22 protein-coding genes are annotated in these 25,863 nt (G+C 66.9%); 8 read left to right on the top strand and 14 right to left on the bottom strand.

Annotation, left to right across the window (positions count from 1 at the left end; all coding sequences use genetic code 11):
* Positions 1-110: 110 nt before the first annotated feature.
* On the top strand, positions 111-2,546 hold the full coding sequence (locus tag IT359_17420; protein ID MCC6930774.1) for a prolyl oligopeptidase family serine peptidase: 2,436 nt from the start codon (positions 111-113) through the stop codon (positions 2,544-2,546).
* A gap of 30 nt (positions 2,547-2,576) precedes the next feature.
* Here IT359_17420 and IT359_17415 read toward each other — a convergent pair whose 3' ends face one another.
* From IT359_17415 to IT359_17355, 13 genes are all read right to left on the bottom strand, one after another.
* Positions 2,577-5,240: a hypothetical protein gene (locus IT359_17415; protein MCC6930773.1), complete on the bottom strand. Its 2,664-nt coding sequence runs from the start codon at positions 5,238-5,240 to the stop codon at positions 2,577-2,579.
* A gap of 344 nt (positions 5,241-5,584) precedes the next feature.
* Positions 5,585-6,112, bottom strand: a complete 528-nt coding sequence (locus tag IT359_17410) for a Uma2 family endonuclease (protein MCC6930772.1) — start codon at positions 6,110-6,112, stop codon at positions 5,585-5,587.
* A 173-nt stretch (positions 6,113-6,285) separates the two neighbouring features.
* The gene (locus IT359_17405; protein MCC6930771.1) at positions 6,286-7,428 is read right to left on the bottom strand and encodes a hypothetical protein; all 1,143 of its coding nucleotides are present in this window, start codon (positions 7,426-7,428) and stop codon (positions 6,286-6,288) included.
* Between the two features lie 62 nt (positions 7,429-7,490).
* Positions 7,491-8,243 (bottom strand): outer membrane beta-barrel protein, encoded by a 753-nt coding sequence (locus tag IT359_17400; protein MCC6930770.1) that lies wholly within the window; start codon positions 8,241-8,243, stop codon positions 7,491-7,493.
* Between the two features lie 87 nt (positions 8,244-8,330).
* Positions 8,331-8,906 (bottom strand): hypothetical protein, encoded by a 576-nt coding sequence (locus IT359_17395; protein MCC6930769.1) that lies wholly within the window; start codon positions 8,904-8,906, stop codon positions 8,331-8,333.
* The gene (locus tag IT359_17390; protein MCC6930768.1) at positions 8,890-9,084 is read right to left on the bottom strand and encodes a hypothetical protein; all 195 of its coding nucleotides are present in this window, start codon (positions 9,082-9,084) and stop codon (positions 8,890-8,892) included. The genes IT359_17395 and IT359_17390 overlap by 17 nt, the downstream gene beginning before the upstream one ends.
* Positions 9,085-9,701: 617 nt before the next feature.
* Complete coding sequence (locus IT359_17385; GenBank protein MCC6930767.1) at positions 9,702-12,686, bottom strand: DEAD/DEAH box helicase family protein; 2,985 nt, start codon at positions 12,684-12,686, stop codon at positions 9,702-9,704.
* Between the two features lie 4 nt (positions 12,687-12,690).
* The gene (locus IT359_17380; GenBank protein MCC6930766.1) at positions 12,691-13,752 is read right to left on the bottom strand and encodes a virulence RhuM family protein; all 1,062 of its coding nucleotides are present in this window, start codon (positions 13,750-13,752) and stop codon (positions 12,691-12,693) included.
* Positions 13,753-13,764: 12 nt separating this feature from the next.
* Entirely contained in the window at positions 13,765-15,657 is a 1,893-nt protein-coding gene (locus tag IT359_17375) for a site-specific DNA-methyltransferase (protein ID MCC6930765.1), read from the bottom strand.
* A 14-nt stretch (positions 15,658-15,671) separates the two neighbouring features.
* A complete protein-coding gene (locus IT359_17370) occupies positions 15,672-16,220 on the bottom strand; it encodes a DUF4391 domain-containing protein (GenBank protein ID MCC6930764.1) in 549 nt (182 codons plus the stop codon).
* A 20-nt stretch (positions 16,221-16,240) separates the two neighbouring features.
* A complete protein-coding gene (locus IT359_17365) occupies positions 16,241-16,831 on the bottom strand; it encodes a hypothetical protein (GenBank protein ID MCC6930763.1) in 591 nt (196 codons plus the stop codon).
* A gap of 62 nt (positions 16,832-16,893) precedes the next feature.
* Positions 16,894-17,292 (bottom strand): type II toxin-antitoxin system VapC family toxin, encoded by a 399-nt coding sequence (locus IT359_17360; protein MCC6930762.1) that lies wholly within the window; start codon positions 17,290-17,292, stop codon positions 16,894-16,896.
* A gap of 5 nt (positions 17,293-17,297) precedes the next feature.
* Positions 17,298-17,561 (bottom strand): hypothetical protein, encoded by a 264-nt coding sequence (locus IT359_17355; protein MCC6930761.1) that lies wholly within the window; start codon positions 17,559-17,561, stop codon positions 17,298-17,300.
* Between the two features lie 120 nt (positions 17,562-17,681).
* Here IT359_17355 and IT359_17350 point away from each other — a divergent pair, with 120 nt between their 5' ends.
* The 3 genes from IT359_17350 to IT359_17340 all read left to right on the top strand — a co-directional run bounded on the left by IT359_17350 (position 17,682) and on the right by IT359_17340 (position 20,384).
* Positions 17,682-18,932, top strand: coding sequence for a metal-dependent hydrolase (locus IT359_17350; GenBank protein ID MCC6930760.1), 1,251 nt, complete (start codon positions 17,682-17,684; stop codon positions 18,930-18,932).
* 129 nt (positions 18,933-19,061) lie between these two features.
* Positions 19,062-19,661 (top strand): Uma2 family endonuclease, encoded by a 600-nt coding sequence (locus IT359_17345; protein ID MCC6930759.1) that lies wholly within the window; start codon positions 19,062-19,064, stop codon positions 19,659-19,661.
* A gap of 126 nt (positions 19,662-19,787) precedes the next feature.
* Positions 19,788-20,384, top strand: coding sequence for a Uma2 family endonuclease (locus tag IT359_17340; protein MCC6930758.1), 597 nt, complete (start codon positions 19,788-19,790; stop codon positions 20,382-20,384).
* 2 nt (positions 20,385-20,386) lie between these two features.
* Here IT359_17340 and IT359_17335 read toward each other — a convergent pair whose 3' ends face one another.
* The gene (locus IT359_17335) at positions 20,387-21,568 is read right to left on the bottom strand and encodes a Fic family protein (protein ID MCC6930757.1); all 1,182 of its coding nucleotides are present in this window, start codon (positions 21,566-21,568) and stop codon (positions 20,387-20,389) included.
* Between the two features lie 166 nt (positions 21,569-21,734).
* Here IT359_17335 and IT359_17330 point away from each other — a divergent pair, with 166 nt between their 5' ends.
* The 4 genes from IT359_17330 to IT359_17315 are packed head-to-tail and all read left to right on the top strand — an operon-like array spanning position 21,735 to position 25,575.
* Positions 21,735-22,280 (top strand): MerR family transcriptional regulator, encoded by a 546-nt coding sequence (locus IT359_17330; protein MCC6930756.1) that lies wholly within the window; start codon positions 21,735-21,737, stop codon positions 22,278-22,280.
* 3 nt (positions 22,281-22,283) lie between these two features.
* On the top strand, positions 22,284-24,632 hold the full coding sequence (locus IT359_17325) for a VWA domain-containing protein (protein MCC6930755.1): 2,349 nt from the start codon (positions 22,284-22,286) through the stop codon (positions 24,630-24,632).
* Between the two features lie 31 nt (positions 24,633-24,663).
* Complete coding sequence (locus IT359_17320; GenBank protein ID MCC6930754.1) at positions 24,664-24,933, top strand: DUF350 domain-containing protein; 270 nt, start codon at positions 24,664-24,666, stop codon at positions 24,931-24,933.
* 3 nt (positions 24,934-24,936) lie between these two features.
* Positions 24,937-25,575: a transglycosylase SLT domain-containing protein gene (locus IT359_17315; protein MCC6930753.1), complete on the top strand. Its 639-nt coding sequence runs from the start codon at positions 24,937-24,939 to the stop codon at positions 25,573-25,575.
* Positions 25,576-25,863 lie beyond the last annotated feature (288 nt).

The following is a 25,863-nucleotide window of genomic DNA, read 5'->3' as shown; positions in this document are numbered from 1 at the left end:
CCCTGCGCTCCCTGGGACAGCGTCGTCCGGCCACAGCGTCAACGTCACGGACTCGTCGCGCGTTCGGGGGCAGGATTCACGATGGTGCCTTCCTCCCACCCCGCCCCACCATGCGACCGTCCATCGCGCTGTCAGCCGCGCTCCTGATGGCACCGCTCGCGCTCCCCGCGCAACGCCCCGACTATCACCGTGCCGATGTCATCCGAACCGCCGGGGCCTACGTCCTCGGCGCGACCGTCACCCCGGTCTGGCTCGAGGACAGCGTGCGCTTCCTCTACACGTCGACAGGGAAAGACGACCGCGGCACCATCTATCTGGTGGACCCGGCGCGCGCCACGCGGCGCGTCTACTTCGACCACGCGCGGCTGGCCGCCGTCCTCTCCGTCGCCGGCGACACCATCCTCGACCCCGAGCGCTTCCCGGCGTTCACGGCGGTCGACAGCGGCAAGGCGATCGAGCTCGTCTTCCACCATAAGGTCTTCCGCTGCGACCCCGCCAGCTACAACTGCACGGCGCAGGACTCCGTCGACTGGGCGCTCAAGCGCACGCTGAAGAACGGCCCCACGTGGGCCAATCGTTCGCCCGACCGGAAGTGGGACGTCTTCCAGTGGCGCTACAACCTCTATCTGCGCCCCGCCGCCCTCTCCGACTCCGACGCCTACACGGCGGCCGACTCCGTGCGGAAGGCGCGCGCCGATACCACGAAGAAGAACGGCGCCGCGGCACGCCCCGCGCGCGGCGCGGCGGCTCGCAACGACTCGATCCCGCTCCCCAAGGGCTCCATCGCCCTCACCACCGACGGCGAGCGACTGTTCGCCTACGGCAACACCGAGCGCGACGTCGCCGCGGATACCGCCAAGCCACGCCCCACGCGCGTCCCCCTCAACTGGACTCCCGACTCGCGCCGCTTCACGGTCGCGCGCGATGACTATCGCCGGACGCGCATCTACCCGATGTACTCCTCCACCGGCGACCAGCCGGTCGACAAGAGCTATCACTACGCCGTCCCCAGCGACTCGATCGTCCCCACACACGTCGTGCATGCGATCGACATCGTCGACCGCACCAACGTGCGCGCCAAGGACGCCCCCGTCCCGCAGAGCACCGCCAGCGCGCGCACCTTCTGGAACCGCGCCGGCGATCACTTCTACATGCTGAGCGCCAACCGCGGCCCGTCGCGCATCTCGGCGCTGCTGGTCGACGCCAAGACGGGAGAGACCACGACCATCACGCGCGACTCCACCGCCACCTGGGTCGAGCTGTCGCACTCGTTCGGGCAGGAGAACTGGGACATCGCCAAGGGGAGTGATGACCTCATCTGGTGGTCCGAACGCGACGGATGGGGGCACCTCTATCGCTTCGGCGCCGATGGCACGCTCAAGAACCAGGTCGAGAACGGACGCTACGTCGTCGACCGTCTCTTCCGCGTCGACTCGGCGACGCGCCTAACGCCACCCGCCGTCTACTTCACCGCCTGGGGGAAGGGGTCGGACTTCCTGTACTACTCGCACCTGTACCGCGTGAACGCCGACGGGAGCGGGACGACCCCGCTCACCCCGGAAGCCGGTGACCACGCAATCACCTTCACCCCGAAGGGACCGTACTTCATCGACACGCACACCGAGATCGACAAGGCGCCGGTCATCAGGCTCCGCTCGGCGATCGACGGAAAGGTGATCCTCGAGCTGCAGCGCGGAGACATCGAGCTGCTGCGCAACGTTGGGTGGCGCCCGCCGGAAATCATCAAGGTCAAGGCGCGCGATGGCGTCACCGACCTGTGGGGGCTGATGTACAAGCCGAGCACCTTCGACTCGACCAGGAGTTACCCCATCCTCGACCACATCTACCCGGGACCGCAGGTGGGGAGCGTGGGGCGCTGGGGATGGTCCGGCACGGGTGAGCCGCAGGCACTGGCCGAACTCGGCTTCATCGTCGTCCAGATCGACCACCAGGGGACGCCGCGCCGCTCCAAGGCGTTCCATGACTTCTACTATCGCAACATGGTCGACAACGGGATCCCCGACCACATCGCCGGCATCCGGCAGTTGGGGGCAGCCCACCGGTGGATCGACATGGATCGGATCGGGATCTTCGGCCACTCCGGCGGCGGGCTCGCCTCGACCGACGCCATCCTTCGGTACCCGGACTTCTACAAGGTCGCCGTCAGCGGCTCCGGCAATCACCATCCCGACACCTACGCCTGGTACTGGGCCGGCCGCTATCAGGGGCCGTACAACAAGGCGTCGTACGACTCGTCGGCCAACTACACCATGGCGCGCAACCTCAAGGGGCACCTCCTCCTGATGCACGGCGACATGGACAACAACGTGCACCTGGCGAACACGCTCAAGCTGGTCGACGCGCTGATCAAGGCAAACAAGGCCAACTTCGACCTGATGATCTTCCCCGACGCGCCGCACGGGCTCCCCACCTTCCACATTCGCAAGCGGTGGGACTATCTCGTGCGGTACCTTCTCAACGAGGAACCGCCGGCCGACTATCAGATGATCGAGATGCCGCGGCCGGTGTTCAGGCCGCCGTCCTGACGGGGGGCGACGCACGCCTTGCTCGTTAGGCTAGGGCGCCAGGCCTGCGGCGAGAAGGTTCACCAGCAGTCGCGCCGCGCCAGGCACTGCCGCTTCGACCTGCGCTTCGAGCGAGAGCGCGGTGAAAATGACGCGCCCTCGCCCCACGCGGGCGGTCAGGATGGCGCCGGTGGTTGGGTCTTCGCCGGCGTCACCGATCGACAGCATCGTGACATAGCGGCCGTCGAATGCCGCAGGGACATTGTGGGCGTACTCGCCGTCCCAGTCGGTGAAATCAGCCGCCGTAATGACGTTTGGCCAGGCGAGGAGGCGCGCGCGCGGGTCGGTGATCTGCACCGGGCGCCTCGTATCGCGCACTCGGCGCGGCAGCGAGTCGAACGTGATGGGATAGGGGAGTAGTGCGCTGCGAGCCGCGTCCGGGCCGCCGCCGAGCACGACGAGCGTCCCGCCACTCTCCACGAAGCGCTGCAGCGCCGGCACGGCGACCGACATCGCGCCACCCGCCAGCGCTCCATCGCCGATCAGCACCGTGCTGAACGACGACAGGTCGATCGCCGTGAGGAGCGCCGGCTCCATCAGCTGCAATGGGAGGTTGAGCGAGGCCAGCGAGAGGCGCAGGTCCGACGCGCCGCGGACGTAGGCCACGGAGAGGCGGGGCGGGAGGCGCAGCTCGATCGCGGAGAGTCGGTTGCGCGCGAAGCGCACGAACTGCTGCGCCGGGATGTGCGGGTATTCGCGCGTGACCGTGCCGAGCCGCACGGGATAGTTGGAGTCGACGCTCGTGACGCCAGGCGCCAGGTCGCGCACACGCCTGACGAGTGATTGCGCGATGACGCTCACCGAGTCGGTGCCGGGGCGCATCGTCCCGCGCAGGCGATAGAAGAGTGTGCGGCTCCCGAAGGGCGCGAGCGCGACGGTGCGCTGCGTGGAGTCGGCGCTGAGTCCCGCCGGCGGGTGTAGTTGCACCACGAGCGTATCGCTCGACGCGCGCGCCGAGCGGACGTAGACGCGCACCAGGCGATCGATCGGCGTATTGGCGCGCACGTAGTCGGTCAGTCGATCGAGCAGGATCGACGTTGGGGGAACGCCGGCCAGCGGACGGTCGGCGTCGCCGCGCGGCGTGGTTTCTGTGCGATAGGAGAGCGGGGTGATGATGAGCGGGACCTCCACGCCTCCCAGCCGGATCGTCGCCTCGACCCCGCTCGTGCGAATGCGATCCTCGCCGGCGATGAGTGGGGCGATGTCGATCACACGCCCGCGCACGCGGCGGGCATGGAGCGAGGTCCCGTACTGCAGCCCGTCCACCTGCCACCAGTGATAGGCTGGCGTCGTCACGCGCACCCATCCCGTCAGCTGCATTGAGGAATCCGGGGACAGCAGGCGCGACGCTCCGCGCGCCAGGACGGTCACCGACGTGCCGTGGAACGGGGCGATGCGCTCGACGGTGATGGGGCTCGTGCCGCCGTTATACAGCGTCACGGTGGCCAGGACCGAGTCGCCAGCCGCAACGAGCGCGCGCTCGACCGTGGCGTCGATCGCCAGCCCTGCGGCGGCGAGCATCCCCTGCGTCGCGCGCTCGCGCACCGTGGCCAGGACCACGGCCAGGTCGCCGGTGACTCCGGGACAGGTGGGGACGCCCGACTCGTCGCGGCAGCCCAGTTCCACACGCACCGCGCTGGTGCGGGCGGCCACGCGCGCCAGGCGGGCGGCCAGTGAATCGAGGTCCGCTGGCGTCGGGGCGATGCCGCTCGCCAGCGCCTCCACCGCATGGATCTCCAGCCGTAAGGAGTCGAGCTGAATGCGCGCCTCGTCAGGCAGGCCGGCAAAGCGGCTCCATGTCGTGTCCATCGCGCCAAAGAGCGCTGGCGCGCCGCCCACGCGTGTGCTGTCCAGTCGCAGCGTACGGGTGAGCGGCCCCATTGGCGCCGAGCGTGGCGCGCCGAGCGTGCGTTGTAGCTGCCGGATATCGCTTCCTCGTTCGGCGAAGCTCCGCCCCGCCGCGCGGTCGAACTCGCCCACGTTCACCTGCACCACCTGTGCCGCGCCTCCGCCAGCTGCATCCGCCGAGCCGCTCGCCAGCAGCGTGTAGAGCCGCCCCACCGTCCACGCCGGCAGCCGCCCGGTGCGCGGCGTGGGCCACCGCACCGTATCGCCCGACTCGGCGAACGCTGCCGCGGCAAGGCGCGCCGTCAGCCGGCGCGTGGCGTCGCGCTCGTCCAAGCTCGAGGTGAGCGCCACGATCGCGTGCGGGCGAAAGGCGCGCACGATCGCCACGATCTCGCGCAGCAGCGTATCTCCCGGCCACTCGCGCGCCACCACCGAATCGAGTCGCGTCGCGCCAAAGTCGTAGGCGCGCGTGAAGTACTGCCGAGCTCCATCGCGCCGTCGCTCGGCGAGGAGCTCCGCAGTGCGCACCACCGCCAGCGGCGCCTGGTGTTCCAGTCCGGCCAGGTTCGGCGTGTCCTCGCCGCGCGTGAGCGAGAGGGATGCGGTCTCGATGTGTCGGCCCAGCGACGCCCAGGCGATGAGAGCGTTGTCCTCGTCCTCGGGCCGTGTGCCGATGAGGAGGAGGCGAGGGGCCGCGTTGAGCGCGGGCGTCGCGGTGCGGCTGGCGGTGGGCTGCGCGAGCGCGTGCGCGGGGCTCAGCGCGAGGGCCAGGGTCAGGACGAGGAAGCAGCGGATGCGATGGCGCATGGTGCTGCGAGGGTGCTTGCTTGGGCGGTTGTGGTCAAGGACTGGCGTGCGAGAAGCTCTACAGGGAGAAGCTCGACACGGAGAAGCTCGACACTGGGAAGCTAGCCACGGAGGTACACGGAGGTTTCACGGGGGTACGCGGAGGAGGGCTCTGGCGACGGTTACTCCGTGAAACTCCATTCCCTCTGTGGTGAAAGATCCTGGCCCATTCGGCGTCCGCGCGCGTCTGTTATTCCCACAGAGAACGCGGAGTACACGGAAAAGTCGTTAGGCAACAACACGTCGCCAGCGCGCAGCCGTCCGTCTGAAGACGCGCCGCGGCGCGGGCCCCGCCGAACAGCGTGTCACCCGAGTACGTCGCCGAGCGAGATCCGCAGGCCGGGGAGGACATCCTCCCCGTCGAGCACTTCATTCTCCGTGACGGTTGTGGCCGATCCATCCGCACGATGAACGCGCGCTTCGCGCCGTTGGGGATCGATCACCCATACCAGCCGACTTCCCGCCTGGAGCCAGTTGCCGACCTTCCCGGCGACTGCGGCAGGGCGATCGTCGGGGGACGTGATCTCGACCACGAGATCAGGCGCGAGCTCCGCGAAGCCGCGAGGCTCAGGATACGGAATGCGTGCGCGTGCGATGAACGCCACGTCCGGAGCGCGCACGGTGTCCGGATTGCGGCTGACCGTGAAGCCCGTCTCCACCGCGACGACGACGCCGAGCTGATGGTCGGAGACGAAGTTGCCAAGATGAAGCGCGAGGCGCATGGCCGTCGCGCCGTGCCGGAAACCCGCTGGCTCGCGCGCGACGAGGGAACCGCGCACGAGCTCCAGGCGCGCGCCCTGGTGCGCGAGCTGCAGCAGATCCTCGGCGGTCATCGGCGCGGGATGAACCATGTGCCGAGTATAGGGCGGATGCGGGATGGCGGCAACGAAACACGGCGGGCGTCACGCACCCGTCACGCTGAGGTCGCGCAGGAGCGTCCGTGATCGCGCAGGAATCTCGGTGAGCGCTGAGGAGCGCGCTCGCGCGGCTCCGCCGGTTCGCCCGCCTACAGTCCGGGCTTGGGCTTCGCCTTCCGCCCAGTGCTCGACCCCTGCTTTTCCGTATCCGACGAACCGGTGCGCCCCGCCGAGCGGCCGTCGGAGCTGGACGAGCCCGTGCTGCCGCGAGGTGCAACGTAGCCGCGCCCCTTCACCACGCGTCCGTGCTCGTCGGTGTTGCTGCCGGCGGGGCGCTGCACCACGACGATCGGGCGGCGACCGGAGTACCAGCCGTAGCCGCGCCCGTAGCCGTAGCCATAGGGATCGTAGCCCCAGCCGTAGCCGCGGCCGTAGTAGCCGACGTCGTCATAGCCATAGCCCTCGCCGCGCAGCTCGCCGCGCGTGTCGGGCGGGGGATCGCCGAGTTGCGTGCGATCGAGGGCGAAGACGTCGGGATAGGAGAGCGCGACCATCACGTCGATCACCGACGGCGCCACGCCGGCCGACTCGAGCGTCACGAGCTGTCGCGCGTCGATCCCGAACCCCTGCGCCCGTTCTGCAAGCCAGGTTTGGAGTACGCCTATTTCGAGATGACGGGAGGCCTCGACCACATCCGCCAGCTGCACAGGACCCGACGCCGCCAGGCGCGCCGCATGGAGGCTGCGGGGATGACCGTTGAGCGCGGCGGCGATGCTCGCCGGGATCCGCGCCGACGCCGGCGTCTCGTGATAGCGCGACGCACGCACGCCAACGTTGGAGCCGAAAGCCACGCCTCGCACGTCGATCCACTCGCCGTCGCCCGACATGGCCATCACGCTGTTGACCAGGCGATGCTGGTCGCCGCACTGCAGGTCGGTCCGCAGGTAGACGCGCGCGCCCATCGCCTGCACGCTCTCGACGCCCTTGCAGTCACCCTGCTGCACCGCGCGCTTGTCGGCCGTTGCGTCCAGGCGTTGCCGCGTGAGGATGCTGTCGCCGGCAATCGAGACCAGGTCGACCGCTTCGGCGCCCTCCGTGGGGACGACGCAGACGCGCTCGTTGCTGGCGACCGCGTTACCACGCGGCACCAGGTCCCAGCAGCCAATCCATGGGGCAAACGGCGTAGCGATCCGCCCCTGGGCGCCAGCGACCGTGGTCACGCCGACGGTGGCCACGACCACGACGAGGGCCGTGGCAAGGACGGGGACGAGTCGTGAGTTGCGTCGAATCATGCGAGTGTCTCCGCGCAGAACCTGGCGTGGAACCTGGCGTGGAACCTGGCGTGGAAGCTGACTCAGAACCTGACGAAGAGTCCGATCGAGGCATTGTACCCCGAGAGGTCGATCTTGTTGTAGGTACTGAAGTCGCCGTTCATCGACCCCTTCGCCCAGAGATATCGCCCCTCGAGCGAGACGCCGTAACGGGGAGTGACCGAAATGTCGGCCCCGCCAAAGCCCGAGGCCCCCAGCGACCACCCCGACGACTCGAACTGGTCCTCGAAGATGTCGAGCGTCTCCCGGTCGACGAATTCCCCCGACTGGCGCAGCCGGTACCAGACCGGGCCGGCGCCCGCGCCAACGTATGGGACGACGCGGTTGGGGATCCACGCATAGCGCCCGATCGCGCGCCCAGCCGGCGCGAGGGCGATGCGTGCCGTGGCCAGCACGGCGGCACGGTCGAGCGTCGTCGACTGGAGAATGGGGAGGTCGTCCTCCCCCGTGAAGTCGCGCGACTCCGAATCGGCGGTGCGCCCCGCGAACTCGGCGCTCACCCCGACGTGGAGGCGCGGCCTGACGCGCACGTCGGCCGTGAGGGTGAAGGCCGGCGAGGCGAAGTCGCCGCGGGAGAGGGTGAGTTCGTCGGTGATGAAGTCGAAGATGTCGCTGCGGGCGCGCGGGGCGGCGAGGCCGGCGGCGACGCCGAGTCGCACGGTGGGCGTGCGGAAGAGAAAGCCGTCACCGGCGCCGAGTTGGGCGTGGGCGGGGGCGGGGATACCGAGCAGGAGGCAGGCTGCGAGGAACGGGGCGGCGGATCGGAACGGGCGCACGGTCGGAGTGGGAGAGGGCGGCTGGGCCATCGCCACGAGATACACGAATCGGCAGAGAAGGTGCGGTCTCGAGCGGCTCGCGAGGTCCTACGCGCCTTCGGCCGCGCCTTGTGCCCGATCCCAGAAGGCGGCGAGGTCGAGACGATCGATCCAGAATCGCAGCGTCTCCTCACGGATCAAGCTTCGACTCGTCTCGAGCATCCGTATCACATCCCGCAGGTGACGGTCGGAACCGCCCATCTGCAGATAGCGCAGCTTGTACACGATGACGTACTCGATGGGAGCAAAGCGGACTCTCTCACCTTCGATCGTTCGCGTCACGTGCTCGGCGAGCGCCCACGTGTGGAGCGGATCATCGGCAGACAGATACACGTCGGCCCGCATCGCCGTCTCCGAGTGGATGACGTTGAAGTGCCCGTTCGCCGGCCTCTCACACTCCTCCCGCACGACCTCCACCGGCGGGCAGTAGAACGCGTCGGACGGCCAAAGCGCGGTGAACATCGCCGCGGCAGACGCGTCGAGCCGAATGACCAGGTCGACATCGAGCGTCAGGCGAGGGTGACCATACAGGATGGCCGCCAGACCTCCCGTTACGACGTAGTCGATACTGGCGCGGTTGAGTGGGGCGATGAATAGCCCTACGAGGCTACGCGGTGGTGTCACGCATCAGCTCCCGCACCCGCGACGCGACTTGCGCATCCGACCATTCTGGGTTCCGCGCGCGCACGCCCGCCGCCAGCACGGCACGCGCCTCCAACCACAGCGCGTGCGAGATGCGCATCTTCTCGTCCGCGCTCATCGTACGAATGCGTTCCTGCTGATGCAGCAGCGCCTGGTTCATGGCAGAGTCTTTCCGCGCCCGTTTGCAGCTACGCCGTGGCCGTCGATAAGATAGGCCCCCACCGTCCCAGCGCCCACCCCCACCGTCCCAGCGAAAGCTGGGACCCATTTGTCGGTGCACCGTGCACGATCGGTGGCTCCCTGGAGAGACAGATCGGTCTCACACGAAGGCACGAAGGTTCTCCGCCCGCATTCGGCCCGCCGCATCATACGACTACATGCTGGCGCATGTGGCATGATGCCATACGGTCATGGAGGTTTCCCCACGCCAAGCCGGGTGTGGAGGTCGGCCGGACCATCTCTGTCTTCGTTGGCCATTGATCAAACACCGAATTGCTGACAGGCCAGTATTCGACGCCCTGCGTCGCGTCCACCAAAGCCCTCAACCGCGAAGCGCTGACGACTAACGAAGTGCTGCCCTGTGCAACACGAGCTTGTTGATCGCCCTCGACGCGCTCACGCTATTCCTGCCAATCATCTCACGGATGAACTCCGCAGCAATCGAGTCACTGAAATCCATCTCTTCCAGTGCCTCGAGCATTGTCGCGTCGCCCTTGCCTCGCGCAGACTCGCGCTCGACGCGATGTGGTGCTGGTTCGCCCCTTCAATGATGACAACTCACGCGAGAACGCCCTCCAACCCCGTCGCCACCACGTATCGTACCGCGCCCTCCATCACCGCCAACGCCTCGAAGTGCCTCCTCCCGCACTCAATCTTCGCCCCCTCCAACACCCGCAGATCCTGCGCGAACAAGCTCCCCTTGGTCTCCACCACGAAGTACAACCGCTCCGCCTCTCCCTCCCGCTGCACCACCACCGCCCAATCCGGGTTATAACTGCCTAACGGCGTCGGCACCCTAAACCAGCCCGGCAGCTTCGCGTACACCTTCACGGCCTCGTTCTGCTCCATCGCCTCCGCGAACGCGCGCTCCACGCCGGCCGAGTCGTAGACGACGCGCTCGTAGACCGACTTCCTGGTCTCCAGCGACTGCTTGAGGTACCCCGTCAGCTCTTCCTGCTGAAACAGTTCCTGCGCGTAGAACTCCTGGTCGCCAATGCGCTGGTACTTGATCCCGTCCACCAGCGCCAGTCGCTTGCACTTGTTGATGGCTTCGGCCGCAAACTCGATGAACTCCTGCGGATTGCGCCGAAAGTCCGCCAGACGACCACTCTCGCGCAGGATGCGTACGATGGAGCGGCGCGTGAGCTGGGTACGGTCCTGCAGATCGGTGATGACATCGGGGAGTTCGATGTCCCGTTCGTCTATCGCGATGGGACCGGACGACGATTTCTCGGTGGCCACCACACCGCCGCGGCCGATCTGCACCTCACCCTTGCGAAAGACCATGCGCGTACGCGTGACGGGAGGAGCGTCACGCAGCGCCTTTACGCACTGCTCGATGAGCGACTCGTTGTCGAAGTGAACGCGATAGGTGGTCTTGTGCTTGATGCGATCCCAGAGCGCGCGGAACTCGTCGCCGTCGACAATTCCCTGTCGCGGGCGAATGGTGACGCGTTCGTCAGCGTTCTTGACCTGGAGTCGCCCCGCCACCTTCCGCAACACGTCGCGGATCTGCGGGAGCTGGTCGGTGAACGCAGACGGTACCGTCACCTTCCCTTCGAGCAGCGCCGTCCGCATCGCGTCCTGCACGCGCCCCTTGGCGTCAATGAGTCCCGCCGTCTTGAAGTGCTCCCAGAGCACCCTGGACTGGTCGAGCCCGAGACGCGACGCGTTGCCGTCTGCGTCGACAACCTCGACGAGCGCGAACTGGTGATCCTCGAGAATACCGAAGCGAATTCCGGTATCCGCCTCGATCTCCTTTTGCAGGTTGTCAGCGAACTCCTCGAACGGCTCATTGGCGATGACGGTCAGCGTGTTGACCTCGAAGCCGCGCACACGCTCGCCGTTCTGGTTCACACACAGCCGGAGGCCACGCCCGATGGACTGCCGGCGTTCTTGCTCAGTGCCGATATCGCGGAGCGTGCAGATCTGGAAGACGTTCGGGTTGTCCCACCCTTCACGTAGCGCTGAGTGAGAGAAGATGAACTTGAGCTTCGTATTGAAGCTCAGGAGCTTCTCCTTGTCCCGCATGATGAGGTTGTACGTGTCGTCGTCGGCCTTCGAGTCGCCCCTGGTGTCCTTGAGCACATCGACCTGCTTCCCCCCGACCTTCTTGCGATCGATGGAGAAGTAGCCCTCGTGTACCTCGGCCGCGGCTGACGTGACGTCGACTTCCTTGAACAGTGACGAGAAGCTCGGATCCTTGGCCAGCGCTCGATACTCCTCCTCGAACATGCGGGCGTACTTCCCCTTCACCGCGGTCCCGTCATGGTCGTACTGACGGTAGTTGTCGACCTTGTCGATGAAGAAGAGCGAGAGGACCTTGATGCCGAGCGGCGCAAGCCTCAGTTCTTTCTGCAGGTGCTCCTTGATGGTGCGGCGGATCATCTGCCGCTGCACGGCGTCGGGATCGACATCGGCGATCGCTTCGCCAGGCGCAAGCCAGCGCTCGTCGCCGGGAAGTCGCACTTCGAGCGTCGCGTTCCCCCCGCCGGCCCGGATCTCGCCAATGCGATGGTCGCGATACAGCTCGCGCCCGGTCACCTGTTCCAGATCGTCGCCATCGAAGACAGCGATCTCCTTGCGAACCACCTTTCCACCCTGCTGAAGATCGAGCTCGACCCGTGCGCTCACGCCCCCCTTCTTTGAGCTGGCGCTGATGAAGCGCAGGTACGGCTTGTTGAAGCCTCCGGCCACCTCCGCCGCGGCCACCTCGATCTGCTTGACCAGCCTTCGTTCGTAGGCGTCGACCGCATCCAGCCGATACACCATGTGGTGCTTGTCGACGTGCGTGGCTGAATAGCGAAGCGTGCACAGCGCGTTCATCGCGTCCAGCGCCGCTTTCCCGCTTCCTTGTAAACCACCGTCGACACTCTGCGGTTCGTCGACGATGATGATGGGGCGCGTGGCCTTGATCAGTTCAATGGGCTTCTCCCCGCCAACCTTCTCACTCTCCTTGTAAAGGTTGTTGACGTCCTTCTTGTTGATGGCGCCGACGGTCACCACCATCAGCTGCACCTTCGCGCTCGTGGCGAAGTTGCGAACCTGCCCGAGCTTTGCCGAGTCGTAGACGAAGTACTCGAACGGAGTGTTGGCATAGAGCGCGCGGAAGTGCGCTTCGGTGATCTGGATGGTCTTGTAGACCCCTTCCTTGATGGCGACCGAGGGGACGACGATCACGAACTTGGTGAAGCCGTACAGACGATGAAGCTCGAAGATGGTGCGCAGGTAGACGTAGGTCTTCCCGGTCCCGGTCTCCATCTCGACGGTGAAGTCGCCGGAGTCGAGCCGTTCGGACGGACGCAGGCCGTTGCGCAGCTGAATGGCCTTGAGATTCGCGTGTAGCTCGTCGTCGAGCAGCGAGAGGCGGTTACCGATCCCCAGCTCATTCTCGACCATGCCGGCAATGCCGATCTGCTCGGCGGTGGGGCGGCCGGACACCGTGAACTCGAGCGGGGCGATCTCCTGGCCGCGAAAGAGCCCGGTCACCGCGTCGATGGCGTTGCGCTGGTAGTCGAGATCGGGTTCGAAGTGGAGCTTCATGGTCTCACTCGCCCCCGGGGTCGGAGGGGCGGCGCCGCTGCCTGGGCAGTCGTTTCACCGCCTCTTCGAAGTCGCCGTCCACGGCACGCGGCTCAGCGTCGGTTCGTGCACGATATGCGTCGTACTCGGTCTCGGCCTTGAGCTGTGCCATCTCATGCGAAACGGTTCCCGCGTGGGTCAGGATGTCGCGATCCGACAGCCGCAGGAAGTCATCGAGCTTGGCGATCCAGTCCTGCATGTACATCAACCGTCGTCCTCGCGCCTGCAGCTCGGCGAACTCCAGGTAGGCGTTCACGATCCGGTTGAGCGCCTCCAGCTCGTCGGGCTGCAGGTAGTTCTTGGCGACGCTCACATCCTGCTTCCGCACTCGCGCTCCTCGCGGCACGTGGCTTAGCCCCATGTGCGGTTTGCTGGCGTCTGCCCGCTCGTGGATCACTTCGGCTGCCGTGTGTCCGTGCGCCGCCCAGTGCATCTTGTTCTGCACCGTGGCGAAGAATCGCTGTGACGACTCGGCGGAAGGGTCGTAGTCGACGCTGGTGGCGTAGATGTCGAGCACCTTGCGATAGAACAGCCGCTCCGACGAGCGGATGTCCCGAATGCGATCGAGGAGCTGGGCGAAGTAGTCCTCGTCCGCATCGCCGGGCGGGGCCTTGAGCCGTTCGTCGTCGAGCACGAAGCCCTTGACGACGAACTCGCGGAGCTGTGCCGTTGCCCATTGGCGGAACTGAACGCCTCGATGGCTGCGGACGCGGTACCCGACCGCGAGAATGGCATCCAGGTTGTAGTGCTGGATGGAGCGTCGAACCTGACGTGCGCCCTCGGTTCGAACTATCAAGTAATCCTTGATAGTTGCTCCTTCAACCAGCTCCCCAGACGCATAAATATCCTGCAGATGGGCACTTACGTTCTGCAGCGACGTCTGATACAGCTCGGCGAGCTGGGCCTGGGTGAGCCACACCGTCCCCCCCTCCAGGCGAACCTGGATGCGGGTGACGCGATCCTCGCCCTGAAACAGGATGAGTCGTGACGGCGACGCGCTTTCGTCCGAGGGAGGGATGCCTGTCATGAGGTGCCCCTCCTACACGCTCTTCACATTCCCCAGCCCCTGCTGCTGGAGAATCGCCGTGAGGTTGGTCTTGGCCACGTCGTTGGCAAAGGCGCTGTCGCGGAAGACGAGGTTCACCTCCCCCGCCGGCTGCAGCTCCTTGTGCCACGCCACGATTCCTTCAGCGAGCGCTTCCACCTCGTCCGCGGCGACCGACTCCGACAGGCAGACCATGAGGACGCCGCCCCCCACGCTGTGCACCGACTTGCCCGCGATGGTGCGCGTTTGGATGGGGACCGTGAGTTCGAGCCCGAGCTTGAGCAGGAGTTCGTAGAGCACATCCTGCTCGCCGCGCCCCGGCTTGATGTGCTCCTGCGATTCGAGGAGCGTCTGTTCGAGGTCGTCGCGCCTGGGCTCCCATGCGCGGATGTTGCTGGAGTCGAGCTTGAAGACGCGGAAGCCCAAGTCGCCAGCGAATAGGGGGTTCTCGTCGCGGATCTTCTTGGCGGCGCGGCGGAGGCGTTCGATCACCACCTGCGCGAGGTTCTCAAGCCCGAGCGACCTACCAGGAGAATCGTCGGGAAGCGGCTCGGGAAGCTGCACCAAAAGGTACTTCCGTCTACCGCCGTCGCGTGCGTTTGCATAGAGGACGGCTTCGCCTACAGGGCCAGCGCCAGCGAAGAAGTCCAAGACCACATCGTTCGGCGATCCCGTTGCGCCAATCGCAAGGATTCGTTCAAGCAGTCCAATGGGTTTCGGGGTGTCGAACACCTCGATGCCGTCGAAGAGGTCCTTCAGTGCCTTCTTGGCAGAGTCTGTCGTTCCGACTTCGTCCGCTTTCCACAGCGTGTGCGGAACAACTCCATCGTTCGATTCGCTTCGAAAGACCTTTAGCCTTGGCACATTGTTGCCGTCCTCGCCGAACCAGATTCGTCGATCGGCGACGAGCTCGTGGAAGCGATCTTCGGTGAAGATCCAGCAACGCCCGCTCGGCGGATCAACTCTTCGTCCCGATGGAGTGACGATCGTGAAGAACTGCTCCTTGCGACGACCGGGCCCGGCTTGGGCGTTTATCGAAACTGACTGCCATGCGCCACGGGGATCTTGGTCAGGATTGTCGAAGCGCTCCTCACTCTCGATGGTACGTGGAAGTAGGCCGCGCGTCTGTTCGAAGAGCGATAGCTCGCGGGCATAACACAGCAAGTAGTCGTGATTGACCGAAAGAACTCTTCGATTCTCGCGAGTAGTTCGCTTCTCCCAGACAAATGCGCCGACGAAGTTTTCTTCACCAAAGACGGCATCCATCACCGCTCGAAGATGTGGGAACTCCTCATCGTCGATCGAAGCGAACAAGGCACCATCCTCCGCCAGCAGCGCCCTCGCCAGCTTCAACCGCGGATACATCATGTTCAACCAATCCGTGTGGAACCTTCCCGACGACTCCGGATTGGACGTGATCTTCTTTCCTCCCTCCACCTGCCCCGTCAACTCCAGATAGTTCCGGATGTTGTCCCGAAAATCATCCGGGTACACGAAGTCCTTCCCCGTGTTGTATGGCGGGTCGATGTAGATGAGCTTCACCTTCCCCGAGTAGCTCTTCTGCAGGAGCTTGAGCACCTCGAGGTTGTCGCCCTCGATCATCAGGTTCTGCGTCGTCTCCCAATCGACGCTCTCTCCCGGCGCCGGGCGAAGCGTTCCCGTGCTGGGGGTGAGCGCGAGCTGCCGCGCGCGGCGCTTGCCGTGCCAGTTGAGCCCGTACTTCTCCTCGCGCTCGTCCACGGCGCCGCCCAGGAGGTGCCGCAGCACGTCGAAGTCGATCTTTCCCTCGACGAACGCCTCGGGGTACAGCGCCCTGAGCGCCGCCATGTTGGCCGTCACCACGTCGGCACTCTTCGTGTCCGCGGCGCCCAGCTGCAACTTCTCCATCCCCACCTCGCTATTCAGAGCCGTTCCAGCAACCCCGCCAATTCCTGCTCGAGGCGCTGGATGGTCAGGTTCAGTTCCACTCGTTTGTTGAGCTGTCGTTCGCGCCCTGCCGCCAGCCGCAACGCTTCCAACTCCTGCCGTACCGCCGCGTAGCGCGCCATCGCCTCGCGCCTCGCCTGCCGCCGCTCCGCGTCGCCGAGCAACACGAATCGCCCGGTGACGCGCGCCGCCGCCAGCGCCTGCGCGCGGGCGATCCATCCGTCGTAGAGCGCCCACAGGTCGTGCGCGCCTTCCAGCGCGAGCCCAAGGCTCGACACAAAGTCGCGCTCCACCAACGCTGGCGGGAGGTGCAGCGTCGCCGGTTCAACGGCGCCGTCCAGCGCGGATCTTGTGAGTTCGCGCGCGCTTCCTCCAAGCGCGACAGCAGTTCCAAGCTCAGCTTCGCGCGCATCCGGGCGCGACACGACGAAGCTGTCGGACCGCACGATGCCGTCGTCGCCCCCCAGGCAAACGTAGGCCAGGAAGCGCAGAATGCGCGTGAACGACGAGCCCGTGCATCCCACACGCTTGCCCCCCCTGGCCGCTACGCTCCTTCCGGGTGGTCGTCGTCGATCCCGAAAAGCTCGCGCCTCCCCACATCCCACCTCGCTTCGAACTCCTCCTGGTTGCCGACTAACAGCCACGCAATCTCATACTCCCCCAACTCGCGAAACCACTTCGCCATTTCTTGATCGGTTATCCGGCACCATTCGTCGTTCAACCTGCGATAGGCCTCCGGCGCCTCGGGCAGGTACCAGTCCTCACCCTCCGCGAGGTCGTGCTCTTCGCGCACCTGCTGCATCTCGCGCTCAACCTCGGGAAAGCGCGGGTCCTCGCGGGCCCGCGAGGGGACGACCGCGTCACTGAGGTGCCCAACGAGGAAAAACCGCTCCTCGGCGGAAAACAGCCCTGCGTCAGCCATCGCCTGGATCATGCGCAGCAGCGGGTCCAGTTCGCGCCACGACCCGTTCGACCAGAACGGCTCGGCGATGATGTGCAACAGGTGCTGCGCCTCCGGTGTTCCGCGGTACTCGGCGAGGAGATTGAGCACTTCGTACACGTCCGGAGCGGGCGTGACAGGGCGCAGGTGGCGGCGCAGCTGACGGCGCGAGTTACGACGCGGCGGGCGGGTCATGCCTCGGGTCCCCTATTCATTCGTCCTCCACGTGGAAGCTCGACACGACTTCGACCCGAACGCTAGCGGCCCACACGCTCGACCCACGCCACCTGGTCGAAGCCCGCGTCAAACGTGAGGATGCGATCGATCCCGTGTCGCTGCATGACCGCGAGGTGCACGGCATCTCGCGCCGAAAGTGGCGTCACGCCAAGCACGAGTCCCTTCGCTCGCTCGACGTCCGCGACTTCGACGGGATACACGTGATCGACAACATTGAGGAGCGCGTCGAAAGCCGGTTGGATCGCGTCACGACGGTTGATCGCCACGTAGCGCTGCAGAATCTCCTGGAGCACCTCGGTGTCCGTGACGAGCCGGTCTCCCAATCGAATGTGACCCTCGAGGAGACGTCGTGCGCGGTCCTTGTTGGGATGTGGCGCGCCGACGGGGTACATCGGAATGTTCGAGTCGATGAAGACCACGAGCGCTACCGGGACTCCGGAGGATCGACGAGGTACCCGCCCTTGATCTCCGTGAGCATCTGCTGGATATCGCCCGTGGGATACTCCCCTCGGCTTGCCTCTCGCACAGCCGCGAGCTTCCGCCTAGGATCGACCGCGGACTCATCGCGACGCGCGCGACGCAGCGCCTGCCGCACCCACTCGGCGACCGTCATGCGATGCAGCTTCGCGAATCGGCGGATCTCGGCCAACTCGTCGTCTTCGAGGAGGACCTGGAGGCGCGTTGTCATCCAGATGAGGGTATCTTACTCATCGTGATGAGGCAACTTCCAGGCGGTGGCCGCGACGTGCGAGGACGTCGCGGGCTTCCACGCTGAACACCCGCCCCCGCCTCACCCGTTCTCCCCTCCATGGACAACATCACCCACGCCCTCGCCGGCGCCCTCCTCGCCGAAGCCGCCTGCCAGCACGTGGCCCGCGCAACGCGCGCCTCCTCAACCAACGACGCCGAACCCGTCGCCACCTCCACCCCCCCGCCCTCCTTCCGACGCACCGCCTACCTCCTCGCCGTCGTCCTCGCCGAACTCCCGGACGCAGACCTTGCCTACTCCGGGTCACGCTCAGGAATGGGCAACCTGGGCTACCTCCTGCACCACCGCGGGCACACGCACACGGTGCTCTTCACCGTCATCGCCGCGCTGGTGGCGTGGGGGTTGGCGCTGGCGGCGCGGCGCGAACTGCGCGATTCAGTGAAGGCGCGCACGCTGCTCGCCCTCTCGCTCGTCGCCTCGCTCTCGCACATCGCGCTCGACTACACCAACAGCTACGGCGTGCATCCGTGGTGGCCGTTCGATGCACGCTGGATCTACGGCGACGCGGTCTTCATCGTCGAACCGTGGCTCTGGATCGTGGCGCTGGCGCCGCTGGCGTTCATTGCGCGCGGCATGGCCGGGCGGCTGCTCAGCGTTGCGTTGCTGCTGACGATACTGGTCGCGGCGTGGCGCGTGGGCGAAGTCGGACGCACGGTGGCGTTGGTGCTGACGGTGGGGGCGCTGGTGTGGACGCTGGTGAGCTGGCGCGTCCCTCGGCCACGCCTCGCGACGGTGGCGATCGCGGGATGGATGGCGCTGGAGGTGACGTTCTTCTCCACCTCGGCGTTAGGCAGGCGGGCGATGACGCGCGAGGTGGGCGTGACACTGAAGGACGTGGTGCTCTCGCCGGCGCCCGGGAACCCGCTCTGCCTCTCGGCGATCGTCGTCACCAGCGATTCCGTCAGCTACACGGCGAGCCTCGCCACAGTCGCACCACTGCCATCGCTTCGCTCGGCGGCGCAATGCGGCAACGGCGGTCGCGGCGATCCGGATGGGTCCCACGCCGCCGCGCGACGCGATACGCCGGCGATTCGCTGGGGACGCACCTGGAGCGCGCCCGCCGCCGAGTTGCGCACGCTGGCGCGCGAGCGGTGCGAGCTGGCGGCAGCGCTGGAGTTCATGCGCGTCCCGGTGTGGGAACGCACAGCCGACGGAGTGGTGACGATGTACGACCTGCGCTTTGGCGGCGGCCCGGGGTCGTTCACCACGGTGGTGTCGCGCCCGGGCGAAGGCTGCCCGCGCATGGATCCCGGGTGGCGCTGGCCACGTTCGGATGTGCTCGGCGGATGAGGGCGGGAGTGAGGGCAGGAGGCGCAACCGAATGGCACCATGCGCGCGAATACGGTAACGCCGCACGCGAGCGGGCTTGCCTGTTTCGGTCATGTCCCCTTGCACCCCTAACTGCGCCGAGCGTAAGCTATGGGCATGCCCGCGCCCCTGTTCCTACCTACGGACCCTTCCCGCCACGACTGGACGGTGGAGGAGCGCAATGCGCTTCCCGCCGACGGGAAGCGCTACGAAGTCATCGACGGAGAGCTGCTGGTGACGCCGGCGCCCGCGTTGATGCACCAACGTGCCGCCTTGGAACTGGGCGTACTGTTGAAGCCGTATGCGGCGCAACACGACAGCGAGTGTGTGATCGCGCCCGCGGATGTGACCTTCTCGCCACGCCGCGTCGTCGAACCCGACCTGTTCGTGCTGCCGCTACTGCACGGGAAGCTGGCGCAGCGGTTCGAGGACGTGGGCCGGCTCGTACTCGTCGTGGAGGTCTTGTCGCCCTCGAGTGTGCGCGTCGATCGGTACGTCAAGCGCCGGCTCTACCAATCCGAACGGGTCGCGGAGTACTGGATCGTCGAACCAGAGGCGCGACTCGTGGAGCGTTGGCGTCCTGACGACGAGGAGCCCGAGGTCGTCGTCGACACGCTGTCGTGGGCGCCTCGCGGTAGCGCAGATCCACTCGTGATCGACCTTCCCTCCTACTTCCGGCGCGTCCACGGCGAGGAGCTCGCGAAAGGTTGACTCACCTCGATGGCGCACGATTGCGTCACCGAGCGCGCGATATCGGTAACGTCTGCGCCGGCGATCGCGTGCATGATGGGGCATGGCCCCTTGTCACCCTAACTGCGCCGAGCGTAAGCTATAGGGATGCCCGCGCCCTCACCGATTCTCCCCGATCGCAGTCGCCGCGACTGGACGGCGGAGCAGCTGCACGCGCTTCCCGACGACGGGAACCGCTACGAAGTCGTCGACGGAGAGCTGCTGGTGACACCGGCACCGTCGTGGCGGCACCAGGGCGCGGTGGGAGAATTGTACGTGTTGCTCCGCGAGTATGCGCATCGACACGCGCTGCACTGCATGATCGCACCCGCGGAGGTGCCTTTCTCCCGCACGACGGTGGTGGAGCCCGACGTGTTCGTCACGCCGCGTCGAGCGGATGGTGCGCCTCCGCGGGAGTTCAGCGATGTTCGGCGCCTCGTGCTCGCCGTCGAGGTGCTCTCCCCAACGTCTCTGCGCGCCGACCGGCACGTGAAGCGGCGCCTGTATCAGCGCGAAGGGGTCGAGGAGTACTGGATCGTCGACACCGAGCATCGCGTGATCGAGCGCTGGTGCCCGGGGACGGAGATACCGGACGTCCTCGCGGAGTCGCTGGCCTGGTCGCCGATGCCTGACGAGGAGCCGCTGGTGATCGACCTCGTCGCCTATTTCCGGCGGGTGCACGGGGAGGAGACGGCGGCGAACTGAGGCTACGACGACGCGTCGGGCATCTCGCCGGCTTCCAGCCCTTCCATGAGTTGGAGAAGTCCCGCCGCTTCCCACGCGCGGTGGCGCCTGGCGGTGCCTAACGGGCGCAACACGCCGGCCGCGATCAGTTGATCGATGGCGCGATAGACGGCGGTCTTGACCAATCCGGTCGCCGTCGTCGCGACCGGCCCGGTGATGACGGGGTGCGCCGGGAGCGCATCGATCAGCGCCCACACGGCGGCACCGGCGCGCGGGGGCGGCCCGGCCTGCGCCAGCCGGTCGCGCCACTCCGCCTGCAGTCGGCGAACGGCATCGACGTACGCGACGGCGAGGCGCGCCGAGCGAGCGGCGGCGGCGGCGAAGTGCTCGATCCACCGCTCCACGTCATCGCCACGGTAGGCGGTGAGCGCGTCGATGTAGCGCGAGCGCGAGGCGGCGAGGACGACGCTAATGGGGGGAATGAAACGCGGGGCCAGCCCGCGGCGCTTCAGGACGACGTGAATGAGGGCGCGACCCGCGCGCCCACTGCCGTCGGCAAACGGATGAATCGTCTCGAACTGCGCATGGACGAGCGCGGCCTGCACCAGCGGCGGGAGGACGGCGTCGTTGATGGCGTTGCAGAGGTCATCGAGGAGCGACGGGACCTCTTCGGGTGGCGGCGGGACGAAGTCGGCGCCGCAAGGATTGTAGTCGTTGCCGCCAATCCAGTTCTGGACGTCTCGAACGCGTCCTGCAATCGCGCGGTTGGGGGTCCTGGCCATCAGGCGTGCATGGATCGCCTCCAGTTCGGCGCGACCGACGGTGCGGCCGTCGGCAGCTTCGCCGACCGCCATTTCCATCATGTTGATGTTGTCGATGATCTCCAGCGCGGTGGCGCTCGTCCTCTCCCCCGCTTCGGCGCGCACTTCCGCGCGGGCGAGGTCCCCCACGCCCATCTGCATCCCCTCCACCTTGGAGGATGCGATGGATTCGGTACGGAGGAGGAGACGTGCCAGCGGCGCCAGGACACCCGCGTCGACTCGATTGAGCGACTGGATCGACTGCTCCGCGTCGGAGACGAGCCCCGCGACATCGGCGGAGAGCCGAACGTCGAGCGCAGCGATGCGATCCGGAACAAAGGCGTCGAACTCGCACGCGCGCCGGTATCTCGGCGCCGCATCGAGCGCCGGATCGGATGGCCACATCGCCCTTCGCCATGTTCCCGGCACGGCATTCTCCTGACGAAAATGGACCAACAGTCTGCTCTTAGTCCATTTTATTTCGTAAAGTGGACTAAGACAACGATCTTCGTCCATTCTCCGCCCTATCACGACAGTTGACACGACAGTTTGACTGTCGTATATCACTGTCATGAACGACGCCGAATCCGTGCACCGCGACGCTGGGCGCGACGCCCAGAGCTACTCCCTCGACGACCTCGCCGAGCGTGCCGAAATCCCTGCGCGGACGGTGCGCTACTACATCCAGCTCGGCTTGGTCGACCGCCCGCTGGGCGCGGGAAAGGGGGCCTACTACACCCCCCGCCACCTGGAGCAACTCCTCCATATCAGGAAGTGGCAGCTCGCCGGTCTCTCGCTGGAGCGCATTGGCGATCTCCTGCGCCAGGGCCAACTGGGCGGCGACCGACGCACCGCGGCACTCGACGACCGCCCGCTTCCCCCCACGCCACGGCGCCCGGGGACGGTGGAGCTCTGGTCGCACCTGGTGGTGGCGGATGGGGTGGAGGTGGTGCTCGAAGCCGGGAAGGCGGGGCTCTCGCCGGAGCAGGTGCGCGTCTTCTTCCGCGCGGTCGCCAGCGCCTACGCCGCCGTGCAGCGCACGAACGACGCGAACGCGACGTCAACGGCGGCAGCGACGGCGGCGATGCCAGGAACGAATCACTCGATGGAGGACTGACCGATGACGACGATGGGTGGAGCGGGCGTAGTGGGAGTACCGATGCTGGAGCGCGTGCGCGCCGGCGTCTTCAGCGGGTCGCAGGGCGAGCGCGTGGCGCTCGAGGACGTGGAGCTGCAGGCAACGCTGCACGACCAGCTATGTGAGGTGCGCACGACGCAGGTCTATCGCAACGCCGAGTCGCGCGCCATCGAGGCGGTGTACACCTTCCCGCTCCCGCTGGATGCGGTGCTGCTCGACGTGCACGTCACGTTAGGCGCGCGCGAGCTGTCGGGCGTGGTGGTGGAGAAGGCGACGGCGGAGCGTGAATACGAGGCAGCGGTGGCCGGTGGTGATGGGGCGGTGATGCTGGAGCAGGCGGAGCCCGGGCTCTACACGATGAATGTCGGAAACCTCCTTCCTGGCGAGGTGGCGCGCATCACGGTGCGCTATGCGCTCCTGCTGCGCTGGTCGGGGAACCGGCTGCGGCTGCACTTCCCCACCACCATCGCGCCGCGCTACGGGGCGTCGCCGCTCATGCCACACCAGCAGCCGGAGCAGTCGCTGGTGGTGGAGAACCGCTTCTCCTTCTCGCTCACGGTGACGGGGACGCTCACGCGCGGGCAGTTCACCTGTCCGTCGCACGCGCTGGTGCAGGGGCGCACGGAGGAGTCGTTGGTGCTTTCGCTGCGCGCCGAGCGTGCGTCGATGGACCGCGACATGGTGATCGAGCTGCGCGCGCCGCACGCGAACAGGAGCGTGGTGCTTGCAGGTGACGACGGCGACGTGACGGCGGCGATTGCCTCGTTCCAGCCGGAGTTTGGCGGGCTGCAGCAGGTGCCGCCGTTGTCGTTGGTGCTCGTCGTGGACTGCTCGGGATCGATGGCGGGTGACGCGATGGCGCAGGCCTCGCACGCGCTGCGCTCGATTGTCACGCAGCTGCAACCGCACGACCAGCTGGGGATCGTCGCCTTCGGCTCGCACACCAAGCGGCTGCGCGATCGCCTGGCGCCGTGTACGCCGGCACTGCTGGAGCACGCCGTGGCTTTCTGCACGTCGCTCGATGCGGACATGGGTGGGACGGAGATCGCCCAGGCGCTGGGCGAGGCGCACCGACTCCTCCAGACGACGGAGCGCGGCGAGGTCTTCCTCATCACCGACGGGCAGGTGGGGGGATGGGAGATGGTGGTGGAGCGCGCCCGCCAGTCGGGGCACCGGCACTTCACGGTTGGGGTGGGGAGCGCGGTGACGGAGGCCTTCGTGCGCCAGCTCGCCCAGGCGACCGGTGGCGCGTCGGAACTGGTGTCGCCAAACGAGGGGATGCAAGAGCGCATCGTGCGGCATTTCGAGCGGATGCGTGCGCCGCGCGCCACGTCGGTGCGGGTGATCTGGCCGGAGGGGGCAACGGACGTGGCGCCGGCGTCGTTCGGGGCGGTGTTCGAGGGAGACACGCTGGTATCGTGCGCGCGTCTTGTCCGGCGCGTGCCGGAGGTGGAGGTGGTGCTCGAGGTATCGTCGGAGAACGGCGAGACGTTTCGCCAGGTATTGCGGCTGGCGGCTGGCGATGGTGCGTCGGTGGAGCGGGTGGACAGCGGTGCGGCTGACGGCGCGGTGCCTCATGCGGCTGCCGTGGCATCCCGGGCGACGTACTCCACGGTTGCCCGCATCGCGGCGGTGCAGCGCCTACCATTCCTCGCGCCGGCCCAGGCGCGGGCGCTGGCCCTGCGTTACCAGCTGGCGTCGGCGTACACGAACTGGCTGGTGATCGCCGAGCGTATGGCAGCAGAGCAGGCGCGTGAGATGCCAGCGCTGCGGAAGGTCCCGCAGACGATGGCCGCGGGGTGGGGTGGGATGGGGAGCGTGCGTCAGCGTTTGTCGTCCCGACGGGAGTACGTGATGATGCCGTCGGCCGCAATGGCGCAGGCGCCGATCGTTCCCGATGTTCCCTCCCCGATGAGGAAGAGCCTGGACCGGGGTGAACCGGGCGATGTGCGAACGCAGAAACTACAGGATCTATCGGATCGACTCGAGGCACTCCTCAACGCCGATCCCTCGCGGCTGGAGCCGGCCAACGTCGCGGCCCTGGTCCGGGAAGTGGTGGATGGGGAGGGGGAGGAGTGGACGTTCGATCGTTTCGTGCAGCTGACGGTGGCAGACTTCGCGTCCGAAAGCGATGCCGCCACGGTGCTGCTGGCGGGGCTCCTGCGCGTGGTCGTGCTGCGGCAGCTCACCGCCATCGCGCAGCAGAGCGTTGACGCGTTCATGCAGCGCGCACGGTTGCTCCAGGCGGGGGACGCGGGGAGCGCGAGGGTGCAGGGTGAGGTGGACAGGGTGTGCCGGGCGCGCCTTCGGGAGTGGGGGGTGGATTGCTGAGCAACCCCTTGCCGGCGCACACGGCGGGCGCATGTTGCAGGTAGTCGACCTGCCGCTCCCGCCGTTCTCCCCGCCGGCTCCCCTCCTCCCTCCTGCCATGCAGTGGTCCATTGTCGGGCTCAACTTCCTGTACGCCGCGCTTGGTGTGGTGATGATGTTCGTGGCCTACCGGGTGATCGACATCCTCACGCCGAAGGTCGATTTCCAGGAGGAGCTGAGGCGGGGGAACGTGGCGGTGGGGCTCTTCGTCGCGGCGATCTTCGTCTCGGTGGCAATCGTCATCGGGGGAGCGCTCAACTAGGCCATGGGGCGCGCCCGGCGCTTGGCGCTGCGGGGAGGGTGGCTGCTGCTCATGCAGCTGGCGGCGAGCGCGGGGGCGCAGCCGCGCCGCGCCGAGGACCGCTTCGACGACACCTTCCAGAAGTACAGCAAGCGCTACTTCGGCCCCGCCTTCGACTGGCGGCTGTTCAAGGCGCAGGGGATGGCGGAGAGCAACCTGGACCCGAAGGCGAAGAGCTGGGTGGGGGCGCGCGGGGTCATGCAGCTCATGCCGGCGACGTTCAGGCAGGTGAGCTCGCGCAACCCGGAGCTGCACACGATCGACAACCCGGAGATGAACATCGCCGCCGGGATCGCCTACGATCGTGAGCTCTGGCTGCGCTGGGAAGGAGACTCGGTGCTGACGGACGCGCGGGCGTTCGTCCTGGGGAGCTACAACGCTGGGCGCCGCACACTGCTGAACGCGCAGGTGCTGGCGCGCGAGTCGAAGCTGGACCCCAGGCGCTGGAACAACATCGAGACGGTGGCTCCCAACGTGAAGCGCTGGCGTCACGAGGAGACGCTGGGGTACGTGCGCCGCATCGCGCAGTACCACGGGCAACTGGACGATCGCGGGCAGCTGATGACCGACTCGGCGACCGTGCGCGGCCTCAAGCGAAAGTAGCGCGGGCGGCGCCGGGTGCGCCCTGGCCGGCCGGTCTTGCCGGTCTTGTTGCGTTAGGGCAACAGTCGCACGCCGGTCTTGGGGGGGGCGAGATGCGCGGCCAGGTGAATGCGCGACATGTCAAGAGGGAATTCCTGCGCAGCGACAACACTTTTCTCGTTGACGCTGTCCCCTCTCCTCGTGAATGTTGCAGCGCCCTCAGCCCGTACCATTTCGCGAATCCAACGATCTGGTCCGGTGGGCCGGCCTAACGCGAGCGTCTCGGGGCGATGGAACCCCCCAGTCATC

This window comes from Gemmatimonadaceae bacterium (assembly GCA_020852815.1).
Classification (GTDB): domain Bacteria; phylum Gemmatimonadota; class Gemmatimonadetes; order Gemmatimonadales; family Gemmatimonadaceae; genus SCN-70-22.
The sequence above is the reverse complement of the archived record's forward strand: the minus strand, read 5'-3'. Positions and strand labels throughout refer to the sequence as shown.